The 12,295-nt window shown below is 44.6% G+C and carries 9 protein-coding genes; 1 reads left to right on the plus strand and 8 read right to left on the minus strand.

Translation table 11 applies throughout. The annotated features are described in order from the left end of the window. Positions 1–22 precede the first annotated feature (22 nt). From QM738_RS21950 to QM738_RS21975, 6 genes are all read right to left on the minus strand, one after another. The gene (locus tag QM738_RS21950) at positions 23–718 is read right to left on the minus strand and encodes a PepSY-associated TM helix domain-containing protein (RefSeq protein WP_462278906.1); all 696 of its coding nucleotides are present in this window, start codon (positions 716–718) and stop codon (positions 23–25) included. 11 nt (positions 719–729) lie between these two features. Next, the gene (locus QM738_RS21955; protein WP_462278907.1) at positions 730–1,218 is read right to left on the minus strand and encodes a DUF2271 domain-containing protein; all 489 of its coding nucleotides are present in this window, start codon (positions 1,216–1,218) and stop codon (positions 730–732) included. A gap of 5 nt (positions 1,219–1,223) precedes the next feature. Then, a complete protein-coding gene (locus QM738_RS21960; protein ID WP_462278908.1) occupies positions 1,224–2,810 on the minus strand; it encodes an ankyrin repeat domain-containing protein in 1,587 nt (528 codons plus the stop codon). A gap of 148 nt (positions 2,811–2,958) precedes the next feature. Next, on the minus strand, positions 2,959–5,349 hold the full coding sequence (locus tag QM738_RS21965; protein ID WP_462278909.1) for a TonB-dependent siderophore receptor: 2,391 nt from the start codon (positions 5,347–5,349) through the stop codon (positions 2,959–2,961). A 191-nt stretch (positions 5,350–5,540) separates the two neighbouring features. Beyond that, positions 5,541–6,467: an FAD:protein FMN transferase gene (locus tag QM738_RS21970; RefSeq protein ID WP_462278910.1), complete on the minus strand. Its 927-nt coding sequence runs from the start codon at positions 6,465–6,467 to the stop codon at positions 5,541–5,543. 147 nt (positions 6,468–6,614) lie between these two features. Next, complete coding sequence (locus QM738_RS21975) at positions 6,615–7,073, minus strand: hypothetical protein (protein ID WP_462278911.1); 459 nt, start codon at positions 7,071–7,073, stop codon at positions 6,615–6,617. 185 nt (positions 7,074–7,258) lie between these two features. Here QM738_RS21975 and QM738_RS21980 point away from each other — a divergent pair, with 185 nt between their 5' ends. Further along, positions 7,259–8,038, plus strand: a complete 780-nt coding sequence (locus tag QM738_RS21980) for a carboxypeptidase-like regulatory domain-containing protein (protein WP_462278912.1) — start codon at positions 7,259–7,261, stop codon at positions 8,036–8,038. Positions 8,039–8,674: 636 nt separating this feature from the next. On the opposite strand, the gene QM738_RS21985 is transcribed toward QM738_RS21980, so the two are convergent. After that, the gene (locus QM738_RS21985; RefSeq protein WP_462278913.1) at positions 8,675–11,902 is read right to left on the minus strand and encodes a TonB-dependent receptor; all 3,228 of its coding nucleotides are present in this window, start codon (positions 11,900–11,902) and stop codon (positions 8,675–8,677) included. Between the two features lie 37 nt (positions 11,903–11,939). Continuing rightward, positions 11,940–12,218: a hypothetical protein gene (locus tag QM738_RS21990; protein ID WP_462278914.1), complete on the minus strand. Its 279-nt coding sequence runs from the start codon at positions 12,216–12,218 to the stop codon at positions 11,940–11,942. Positions 12,219–12,295 lie beyond the last annotated feature (77 nt).

Consider the following 12,295-nt stretch of genomic DNA (forward strand, 5'->3'; position numbering starts at 1 on the left):
GACATCTGCAAGGCGGGTGTTTTTAAAGAGTGGTAGTTCTTCGATTCTTTTTTACCGGCTCTTCTTGTACACTATCAAATACCGTTTCGTAAGTAATCTTCTTTTCGCCGATGATACCGAAATTTTCCAAAGAAAGATATGTACCACTTAAAGCAATGATGATGATGGGTATCAGTGACAGCCTGCCCAATGTTACATGCGCATACTGGGCAAAATTATCTTTTACCACTTTGGTGAAGAACCGCTTTACGCCTCTCTGCCGCTTGATGACCAGTATGGTGCCGGATATGGCAATGAGGAATAATAAAAATGCCGTGATACCAATAAAGATCCTCCCTGTTTCGTGCAGGAAGAGCGAACGATGCAATGCGGTGACCCATTGAAAAAAATCACTTTGTTTTTTGTATGGACCAAGTGCAGCGCCTGTGGCAGCATTCACATATACTTCCACCTGTTTACCTGCAGTATCAGTTGCTTTTACTGTTACAAAATGATTATAATCCACCGTCAGTGTTGTAACATCGGTGTATTTTTCTTTTATAACAGGAATAACTTTAGCCAGCGTAAGTTCATCGAAATGATCACTACGGTAAGGCTGCATTTTTTGTGTAACAGGATCAAATGCCAGTACGATACCGGTAACAGCTGCGAGTGCAATAAATAAAAAAGAAGATACGGCCAGTGCAAGATGGCTGTATCTCCATATAGAAATTGTCATGATCGTTTAACTCAATTAGGGATCAGCCGCACATAACGGATATACCCCGTGCCCGTGCCATCCGTCTTTGCAGAAAGATTGGCAGTGGTGAGTGGTATCTCCAGGTCTTTTACATTGTAATTCTTATCCTCTACGGCACTTTCAAAACGCAAGGTATATCCTTTGTTCACTTTGGCTTCATCTATCTCTATCACGTTCACGCTGCGTTCGCCACCGGATACAGAAGCGCCGGTGGTGGCACTGATATTCGCCGGTTTTTTGGAATAGAATTTATGCCATTCTTTTAAGCTGTTGTACCATTTTTTATCGGGGCCTAATACATACAATGTTTTTTCATAATTGCCCTTACTGTCAACCAGCGAAATAACAATATAAGCGCCCTCTCCCATGTAGTTGGTCATCTGCACCATGCACTTATATTTCTTTACCTGTGCATTTACTGTAACGGATTGTGCAGCAAATACTGCCAGCAATAAAAATAATTTAGCGGTCCTGTTCATGTATCTTATTTTAAAAAGTCGATGTTGGTTTTATTTTTTGTAAGCGCTTCGTTTTCGGCTGCCAGGTCAAATGCAGTTTCCTTGAATTCGGTAGTGATATCTTTTTTAGCACCGATGCTTACCAGGTATTTCAGTATCGCATCGTTCTTGGCAGTTAATGCTGCCTTGTGCAATACGGTCAATCCTTCTTTGTTCTTTGCATTGATGTCTATTTTCAATGACTCCAGTCGTTTAAGCAGCTCAAGATCACTTTTTGCAATAGCAAGATGGTATAAGGTATTGCCATTCTTTTGCGCTGCAGTGATATCCAGCCCGGCATCGGTCAGTACTTTCATCTTCGCATCAAAATCTTCAAAGCCGCCTCTTTGCGGGCTGTAAGATTGTACGAGGTAATAAGCCAGGTTATCGCCATTGCCGTCTTTTATTTTTACATCGGCGCCTTTGCTGATGAGGTAGCTGATCACAACCGGTGCATTACTGTTAACCGCCATTGCCAAAGCAGCCACGCCTTTTTTATTTACCTGGTTAATGTTCTTTACGTTTGCCAGTAACAACGCAATAGTAGCGGTATCACGGTTAGACGTACACGCAACCATGAACGGTGTGTTACCATCATTATCGGGCTTGTTCACATCCACGCCTTTACCGATCAGGTAAGTTAAAGCAGGCAACTGGTTAGGTTTGCGGGCCATTAAGTGCAAGGCATTCTCTCCATTGCTGTTGACAGCGGTGGGTTTTATTTTTAAACCTTCCAGGTATTGGAACAGTGCTACAAAATCAGGACCACGCCCCCCACCAGGGTTTCCGCCTCGGCCTTGCTGTGCTTGTCCACCACCCTGTTGTCCGCCGCCTTGCGGGCCTCCTCCCTGTGGACCACCGCCACCGCCGCCCCTGCCACCACCTGCCTGGCAGGCCATTAAGAATGCATTGTCGGTATATTTCACGCCTTTATCCACCAGTGTTTTCAGCAATTCAATATTGCCGCTTTTGGCTGCATAGTTAAAGGCAGTATTACCGGCATTATCCGTACCGTTCAGGTCAAGCCCTTTGGCAACAAAGTAATTCGTTAAAGCCAGGTCCCTGTCCTGCGCAATGGCGAGTAATAATAAACTTGCCCCATCATGATTGGTAACTTTTTTCAGATCAGCACCATATTTTGCAAACAGGTCGAATATGGCCGTATTTTTTTGCCCTGCGTTGGCAGCAAAAGTTATGGGCGTGGTACCATGACTATCTTCCACATCCATCTTTGCACCTTTCTGTAAAAGATGATCTACCAGGTCCGCATTACCCGAAACCGCCGCCCAGAATAAATAAGTACGGCTGTCGTGTGTAAGTTTGTTTACATCGTTGCCTTTTTGTGCCAGTAAGAATTTAATGGTTTCAGTAGAAGCCTGGTTATTGATGGCGATCACCACCGGATCCATGCTCATGCGGTTGTATTCCGCAGGATCATTGCCTTTTTCCATCGCCGCTTTTACTGCTGCCACATCGGGATTGGCCTTCCAGAAGGAAGGATCTAAAAATACATTTTGCTGCGCCCTGCTGCACAAAGCAGTGCAAACTAACAGGATACTGAAGATTTTTTTCATTGGTGCTTTAAATATGATGGTCATAAATGATTTGCCTTTTATGTTGGTTTGGGGCTGCAATTTACATCATTGCATAAAATGATTTAGCGATCCTGCCTAAGGCGAGACCGCTAAATACCTGTTAATTATTTTGTACCCGCTTCAATCATTAAAATTTATAGGATAATGTAGTGATCAGCTGGCGCGGTGGTATCGGGTTGATACTGTAGCGGTCGTGCGCCAGGTAGTTCAATGTATTGCCTATATTGGACAATTTGGCCAGTAAACTCACTTTCTTGTAAGTATACCCCAATGAAATATCCACGGTAGTGAAATCGCTCAATGGTATCTGGCGGTTGTAGTTGCCGGTTTGCTTTACGGTATTCTGGTTGCCGCCATAGCGTGTACCAGTGTAGAATCCGGACAATCCCACTTTCAATCCTTTTAATACAGTTTTATCAAAAGTATAGAAGATGGTTGCATTGGCTGTATTGGCGGGGTTGTTGATCAGTTTATCGCCCTGTACTACCGAACCGGAGTCGTTGGCAGATTTCGTGTAACGGGCATTGTTATATCCATATCCCGCCATAAAATAAATGTTTTTTGATAAGGTGCCGCTGAAATCCACTTCCAGTCCATCGCTCAATGTGCTGCCTGCATATTGCTTGATGTTGGTGTTGGTGTTGGCAGTACCGTTGGCATTGAACAAAGCGGTCTGGTACAGGTCGTTGTTATAAATTTTATACAGGCTGAGGTTGGCGGTTAATTTTCCATTATAGAAAATATTCTTCCAGCCTAGTTCGTAACTGTGCATCAGAGATGGCTTCAACGCATTTAAATAAATATCCGTACCGGTGTTGGTGCTGAAGCTGCTGGAGTAGCTGGCGTATACCGACATGTTTTCTGTTGGCTGGTACATCAGCGCTGCTTTAGGCGAGAATGCCCTGTAATCTGCCAGTGTGCCTTTTACTTCGGTGTTCTTGATATAGTTTGTTGTAGTGCTGGGCTGTGTTTTTAAATACGACCAGCGTAAACCTACCAGTACTTTCAGTTTGGAAGTAATGCCCACCAGGTCCTGTGCATAATAACCCAACCTTAAAGACGGTGATACAGTACGTGCGGTATCCAATGTATTGGGTTCATCAATACGTGCTACATATTTATTAGGATCCAGGATGTTGATCTTATCATAAGCAGTACCTACCACGCCTGCGCCGCTGGTAATGCGGAAAGCATCTGTCCTGGTAGTGATACCTACATAGTCAGTACCTACCAATACCTGGTGCGTAATGACACCAGTGTTGAATTTACCGGTAAGGTTAGCCTGCAGGGTCTGGTTGGTTTCCCTGCTGCCTGCACGGGCCAACGTACGTGTCCAGTCGCCATTCACGGCCACTGCATTCGGCACTGCTGTACCAAAAGAGTTGATCAATACCGATTGCCCTGCTGCTACAAAATTCAGTTTCCAGGTGCTGTTGAAATTATGATCCACTGTTACAGAAGCAGAAGCCGTTTTTGATTTGTACCATGCCCAGGGTGTGTTGATGAATCTTGAACGGGAAGGATACAATACCGCATCCACGTTCTGGTTGATAACACCGATACCATTATCGGGTGTAAAATCAGCATCCAGGTAATCGCCCTGTATTAACACACTTGTTTTATTGCTGATCTTGTACAGTAAAGATGGATTGATATAAGTACGTTCTGTTTTTACCACATCACGATAGCTCTTTGCATTTTCATACGTGCTTACCACGCGGAAGGCCAGTTTTTTTGAAATAGGTCCGTATACATCCACGATGGGTTTGTACAAACCATTGCTGCCCGCACGCATAGATACTTCGCCGCCCCAGTTGAATTTTGGTTTTTTAGTCACCATATTGATCACCACGCCACCTGAAGTATTGCCATACAGCAGTGCAGAACTACCTTTCAGCACTTCGATCGATTCCAGTGTGCTGGCTTCTGGAAAGCCACCGGTGTTGGAGGTAATGCCATTTTTGAAAATGCTGCCGGTACCGCCACCGATACCAATGCTGTAACCACGGGCAGAAAATGTTTCGGCTACGCCCTGGCGTTGTTGCGTTAATGAAACACCGCTCACGTTCTTCACCACATCGCCCAGGCGCTGTACCTGTTGATCAGTTATCACGGTGTTGGTAATAATGCCGATGGATTGTGGATTATCCAAAGCAGCAAGGCCTGCTTTACCAAATGATGCAATTCTTTTTACAGATGTTTTATCGCTGGTCACGGTCACTTCTTCCAGTTGCCGGGCGCTTTGCTGTAAAGCCATCACCAGGTCGAAAGTTTTACCTGCTTCCAGGGTGATGGTTTTTTCCTGGTTCACCAGGCCAACATGCGATACGGTAATGGTATAACTGCCGGGCTTGATATTGGCAAGGATAAAATGCCCGTCCTCGTCTGTTTGTGCGGATAATTTTAATTCTTTGATGGCTACTGAAACGCCTGCAACAGCCTGGCCATCAGTGGTGTTAATAGTTCCTTTTAAAGTACTCTTTTGCGCAAATACATTTGTCACCAGAAATAATGACAAAATCACCAGTATATTCCTCATAGTATAACGTTGATTGTTTTGATTCGGGCGCAAAATTAACTGCCCGCAAAAACAGTGCGTTTACGAATGCGGAAAACTGGTTACGCAATCGGGAAACAGTTCATGACATTTCTATGGCAATAAGCAATGAATAATGAGATAATGAATAATGGATAATTATTAATTGTTCGTTATTCGTTATTAATTGTTCTCTGCCAGGAATGGAGTTTTTTAGCCGAGAGATTTTTTGAAGTGAAAGTCTGCCCATTATCTGCGATCATGATGCATTTGTAGGCGGGATAGTGACTGAGGAGCTCCAGCCCGGCTTTTTTGCCCAGTACCATCAGGGAAGTGCTGAAGCCATTGGCCATTTCGGCGCTGGGGCCAAAAACCGTTACACTGGTAAGCCCTGTGGCGGGGTAACCGGTGGCGGGATTGATGATATGCGCATATCTTTTGCCATTGAACACTACAAATTTTTCGTAGCTGCCGGAGGTTACCACAGCTTCATCTTCCAACGGCACCACGGCAAATAAATTTTCTTTGTGAAAGGGATTGGTCACACCAATGGTCCAACTGCTGCCGTCGGGTTGTTTGCCCCAGGTGCGCATGTCGCCCGATCCGTTCACGATACCGGCGGTAATGCCTTTCTGCAGCATCATATCGCGGCAGCGGTCGGCGGCATAGCCTTCACCCAATGCGCCAAAGCCGATCTTCATGCCTTTGAGTTTTAGAAAGATGGTGCTGTTTACACTGTCGAGTATGATATTTTTGTAGCCCACTTTCTCCACCGACTTTTTGATCGCTTCTGCCGGTGGCATTTTGGTCATGCTGCCATCAAATTTCCAGATGCGGTCCATGGCTGCAAAGCTGATGTCGAATGCGCCGTGGGTGATATGAGAAAAATGCAAGGCTCTTTGTGTGAGTTCAAACACTTCCCGGTCTACTTTTACGGGTGCAATGCCTGCATTCCTGTTTACTGCAGATACCTGGGATTCGGGCTTCCAGTCGGAGATGAGGTATTCAATACGGCTTACTTCGGCTATCACGGTATCAATATAATGCTGTGCGGTGGCGCTGTCGCCTGCCACAATGGTAATATCAAAGCGGCTACCCATCAGCGTTACCCTGCGCTTTTGCAGGTTTTGCGCCGGGGCTGCGATGGTAAAGACTAAACAGCAGAATAAAAAGAAAAAATTTCAACGCTTATAATTTAATGCGTTGCAAAAGTAGGTATCATTTTTTTAACGGGTAAACTATTCGTCTTATGGCATCAACGTAACTGCTTCTTTCGGTACAATAAAAAAGAAATCATTTCTCAACTCTCCTTCAGCAAAGTCATTATTGTCGGCCATGGGCGCCCATAATACATATTCCACCCCGTGAAAGCTACCGTTGAAATTATTATTGAACTCCGCCACCAGGTACACTTTCAGTTTATTGATATCGTATTTCCTGTTGTTGTCGTGGCTTAATGCATCTTTGATCTGGGCAGGACAGAGATATTCTGCTGTATACATTTCGATACTGTCCACCAGTTTTTTAGTGAATTTTTTCTTCAACTGCGGAATGGCCATTTCCCAATAGCCGGTGATGGCGGTTACCATACGGGTGCCCCACTCCACCGATTGCACCGGCTTTTCTTTGCTGAATGTGGTGGCAATTTTTTGTGCACTTACATTTATACAGCAGCATACTGCCATCAAGATCATTAATTTTTTCATGCCCGTTTTTTAATAAAAGTAGTTGCAACTGGTTATTGCGGCAATACCCATGAGCCCGTATTTTATTTTACTAACAACCTTGCACAATTCACACTACGGTATCTCCACTTCATTACAGTTGCGTTACTCCAAAGCAACCGTCCCTTTTATCTTGCCGCCATTCAATCATTATCAAATAAAAAGTCATGAAAAAAACAATCACCTGTTTCCTGCTGGCAGCTATGTGCAGCGCCAGCTGTGTTTCCTGCGGCAAAAACAACGAACCGGCTAACACCGACGAAGCGAAGACCGGCTTTGTTACCGGTAAGGTCACCAACACGCAGGGGCAACCTGTTGCCAATGCACAGGTGTATATCAGCAGCACTATTTTTTTTAACTCCGGTGTGCAGACCACTACAGATGCCAATGGTAATTACAAGATCGCTATTCCTGCAGTGAACAGTTTCCGTGCTTTTGCGAGGATGCTGGTGCAATATAACGGTCACCCCTACCTCGTGTATTTTGAGCCTGATCATCCGCAGAGTTTTACTTACCAGGATAAAGTGACCTGCAATTTTAAATGGAAATTACAGGGTGCGGTTCCTGCTTCCTCGGCGCCGGATGATTATTATGGTGGCACAGTGAGTATTTATTCGGATGCTTCTAACCTGCCTTTTCCGCCCGGCGACCTGGCAGTACAGGGTAATATCATTTTTAAATTTGAGCCAGTGGGACCAATGATCGATGGCTCGGCAGGGCAAACCATTACAGCACATACCGCTGCGCCTAACTACAGTTATATGTACGATATACCGGTAGGAAAATACAAAGTTTCTGCCACTTACCTGGGGCAAACACTGAAACTACGGGATAACCGGCGAGGCAGCAATGATAGTTTTGGTACGGAGAAGGTGGTGGAGTTTATACAGGAAGGCTCTACGACGAATGGTGGGGAGATAAGGATGTATTTGGAGTTTAGTAAGTAGCATACCACATGGTCTGACCATGTGATTGACAGTATAAATAATTAAGGGGAAGTAAACCACATAGGCACAGAGGGGACATAGGGATAACCGCCTACGGCGGATTTGAGAAGCATGGTCTCACCCTGGGTCTGACCATGTGGTGGATAAGGGAAGAAATGGAGGAGATAATAAACCACATAGGCACAGAGGGAACATAGGGATAACCGCCTGCAGCGGGTTTGGGGCGCGGATCTTCAGGATGGTGATGTTAGGCCAGGATCTATTGCGGACACATTACATGGTCAGACCAAGGGTCAGACCATGTAATGTGCTATGCGATGTTTGGCAAAGCCAGAGGGGCAGCGTAAGAATATTTACTACTGAATAACTAATAATTTTTGTGCGAAATATTACGGTATGGGGTACACGATATATAAAATGTATTTACCTATGTTTTCTATGTGCCTATGTGGTTTTAATAGTGTGTGCTCCAGTTGCTTCCGTATTTGGCGGAAGCAACTCACATGGTCAGACCCGGGGTCAGACCATGTGGTGCAGTACACCATTTGTTGAAGCCAAGACGGCGGCGGAGAATATATGCAAAACGAAAAGCCCGTAATGTTTAATTACGGGCTTTAGCACAATTATATGGTTGCATTAAAAACTATACCTCAATCCTGCCTGCATCTGGTAGCGGGAGCCAAAGAAATCTACTGAATACGGAACGCCCGGATCAGCAAATGTATACTTTGGATAAGCGCCAGGTGTAGCCGGTGCGGTTACCTTTAAACCAACGGATGCCATGGAGTTGAAAGTATTGGGTGAAAAATATACTTTACCCCAGTTGCTGTTGATCAGGTTGGTAAGGTTCACGATATCGTAAGTAAAAGTGATGGTGTGAATTTTATTACCGGCCACTTTAAAGTTGATGTCCTGCGCAAAACGGAAATCCAGTTGATTATTCCAGGGCGTGCGGCCACCATTTCTTTCGGTAAAGTCGCCCCTGCGGGTGCTCAGGTATTTGTCGTTATCCACAAAGTTGTTGAATGCCGCCAGCTGTGCAGGATCAGCAAAGAAGTTTGCCATTTCTGCTTTGCTGGGTATGTACACGAGGCTTTGTGATTGACCGGTTCCATCATAGGTAGTATTGATCAAACCATAAGAGAACGGCGCACCGGATGCTGCACTGAAAAATAAAGAGAAGGTAGAGATGAGTTTGCTTTCTTTATTCCAGTCCACCCTGTAATTAGCAGTGGCAACAATGCGGTGGCGCACATCAAAGTTAGAATTGGCTAAGCCAGGATTGTTAGGACTTAATGACTGGTTCAGCTGCCAGTTAGATTCCATCGAGTTGCGGATACCATTGGTGATATCTTTAGAATGACCGAATGTATAGGCACCGGTAAATCCAAAACCGAATGGAAAATTCTTGCTCACCTGCCCGGTAAGACTGTAGCGATAGCCTTCGCTGGTATTGCTCAACAAATAGGCATTGGTGTACAGCGAATTTATTTTAGCACCGCTGTAAATAGGTTGTTGGTGTTTGGTGTCGTACACATAATAGGTTGGATTATCCACGTAGTTGATCTGCTGGAATTTCAGGTCATGTATCACTTTGGTGTAAATTCCTTCTACAGAAAATTTCCATTGGTTGGCAGTTTTGTAATCCACCGCCACACTGCTTCTCCACACCTGCGGCATTTTAAAATTATTGTCCACCAGGTCTACCTGTGTAGCGCCGGTAGGATCATTTACATTCTTACCCTGGTTCTTTACAAAATTGGCTTCGCCATTATTGCTGCTGATAGCATCTTTAATTGGATCGGTACCTGCAACATAAGGCGTAGTTGAACGCTGATCGAATGCACCAAATGTTACACCATTGTTGTAATACGCATAACCCAACCATGCAAATGGTATACGGCCGGTGAATATACCGGTACCTCCACGCACGATCAGTTTTTGATTGCCATGTACATCATAAGTAAACCCAACACGTGGTGATACCTGCAGCTGACCCAGGAAATCATTCTTGATATCTTTTGGTAAAGTATAAGAATACGTTGTGCCGAAATTAGCATCCACCGGTGCATTGGTGGTTTTAGTACTCAAAGGTTGTTTGTTGGGCATAGAAGCTACATCGAAACGCAGACCCGGTGTTAATTTCAATTTACCCAGGCGCAATTCATCCTGTCCATACACACTGTACAGGTTCACTTTGAATGCTGCAGGCGGATTGGCCATGATGTAATCACGGGTGTTATCAGTATAATTAAAGTTGGTACGTACCCTGTTAGGATTATTGTTCAGGAAATCCGTTACACTGCTGTAAGCTACCCTGCCGTTCCAGCTGTTCACAAATCCATATTGTATATTATAAAACTCGTTGTGTGTACCTACGGTAATGGTTTGATTACCTTTTACGATAGTCAGATTATCTGTCAACTCAAATGTTTTTTGACGCATGTTGAAAATACTTGCTTCACGATCGGTGCCCAGGAAGATGGTACCGCCATTGGAAGCGATCTCCACCTGCGGCAATGCAGGATTGGATGCAGGATCACGATAATCGTGTATGCTGGAATAACCGGTTACAAAACTGTTGGATATCCTGCTGTTGAAATTGGTCTTTAACTCTGCCACTGTTGAAGATTGGTTGTTCACCTGCCTGAAGTCGATGCTGCCAAAACGGAAGTTCTGCTGATCACGTTCGAGGTTAGTTGCTTCAGAAGTAATAGTATTGTTGCGGATAGACAAACGGTTCTTGCTGTTGATGATCCAGTCGATACGGTTAAAGAATTTATTAGAGTTGGAATAGATGGATGTGTTGCCAAATGCGCCGGCACCGGTGCTGATACCGTATTTATTCCTCATCACAGAATCGATACTGATAGCCTGCGCCAATGTGATGATCTTATTATCTGCAGAACCTGCACCCAGTATCACTGGGTCTACCCTGCGGGTGATCTCTTCATTGGTAAAAAAGAAGAGTTTGTTTTTGATGATGGGCAAACCGATCCTGAAGCCGGTTTGATAATCATGAAAATCGGTGGGCTCTTTTGTTTTATCGCCTGCATTGTTTGGTCCTACTAAAAAGGATGGACGACCAAATCCATATACCGATGCATGCAGGTCGTTGCTGCCGCTGCGGGTCACCGCATTCACACTGCCGCCTAAAAAGTTACCGATCTTAACATCATAAGGTGTAAGGTATACCTGCACATCCTGTATCGCATCCAGCGACACGGGGTTGGTACGGGTGCTGCTGCCGGGCTGGCCGGAAGCGTTGGTCTGTCCACCTAGTGAAGGACTGAAACCAATTGCGTCATTATTGATAGCACCGTCGATGGTAACATTATTATAACGGAAATTAGTACCCGCAAATGAGTTGTTGTTGCTCTGCGGTGTTATTTTAGTTATATCCTGTAAACTGCGGTTGAGCGATGGGATATTGCGGATCTGGTTCTGGCTGATCTGCACATTCGCATTTGTTTTAGCGCTGCCATTTTTTGATTTCACCACTACATTTTCCATGGTGTTGGTAGCTTCTGCCAAACGGATATCCATGGTATTGGCGCCCAGCGACAGATTATAGTTGGTGCGGCTTTCCGGGTTATGCCCCACATGGGTAAAGGTAATGGTGTAAGGACCACCCGCCTGCAAATTGGATATATAAAATACCCCTTTGTTGTTGGAGGTGGTGGTGGTTACAAAGCCCGTCGGCTCGTGTTTTAATGTAATGGTCACACCGGGCATCAGTTCGCCTTTACCATTTTTGATGGTACCGGAGATGGATGCAGCGGTTTCCTGCGCATACAGTTTTGGAAAACTAAGTGTCACGACAAATAATAAACATATCCGTGTGATCAGTTGAAAAGGTTTCATGTATTTTGTTTTTGATTTTCTGATGTTGTTACCGCCGCTATGCAGCCGCATTTTTCTTATACTTCAGCCGGCAGATGCGCATTTCTCTTTGCGCTTTGCGTTCGCTTATTTTATAACTGCTGAGCAGATTTTTAAGCTGTTCTCTTTTGGTGTTGCATGCCTGGTAAAACTCCTGCAGCTTCTTTTTCTCTTTTTTTAAATTCTTTACTATTTCTTTTGATGTGCGGTCAGCAGGTTGCTGCTGTTCAAACATCCTGATGGATTGATCTAACATAACCAGCAATACCTTATGCTGGTATTCGGTAATAAAAGCCATGATGTAATAGATTAATGAGCCTGTAATTGCTGGTATATACATGGTATGCCCGGCGTTACTGTACAATAAATAGAATT

Origin of the sequence: Ferruginibacter sp. (assembly GCF_049840995.1) — a bacterium.
GTDB lineage: Bacteria > Bacteroidota > Bacteroidia > Chitinophagales > Chitinophagaceae > Ferruginibacter.

Bases quoted from the DNA above. Each gene is read 5' to 3' on its own strand.
- QM738_RS21990 (WP_462278914.1), bottom strand. From the start codon at position 12,218: ATGGCTTTTATTACCGAATACCAGCATAAGGTATTGCTGGTTATGTTA.
- QM738_RS21985 (WP_462278913.1), bottom strand. From the start codon at position 11,902: ATGAAACCTTTTCAACTGATCACACGGATATGTTTATTATTTGTCGTG.
- QM738_RS21970 (WP_462278910.1), bottom strand. From the start codon at position 6,467: ATGGGTAGCCGCTTTGATATTACCATTGTGGCAGGCGACAGCGCCACC.
- QM738_RS21975 (WP_462278911.1), bottom strand. From the start codon at position 7,073: ATGAAAAAATTAATGATCTTGATGGCAGTATGCTGCTGTATAAATGTA.
- QM738_RS21955 (WP_462278907.1), bottom strand. From the start codon at position 1,218: ATGAACAGGACCGCTAAATTATTTTTATTGCTGGCAGTATTTGCTGCA.
- QM738_RS21980 (WP_462278912.1), top strand. From the start codon at position 7,259: ATGAAAAAAACAATCACCTGTTTCCTGCTGGCAGCTATGTGCAGCGCC.
- QM738_RS21950 (WP_462278906.1), bottom strand. From the start codon at position 718: ATGACAATTTCTATATGGAGATACAGCCATCTTGCACTGGCCGTATCT.
- QM738_RS21960 (WP_462278908.1), bottom strand. From the start codon at position 2,810: ATGAAAAAAATCTTCAGTATCCTGTTAGTTTGCACTGCTTTGTGCAGC.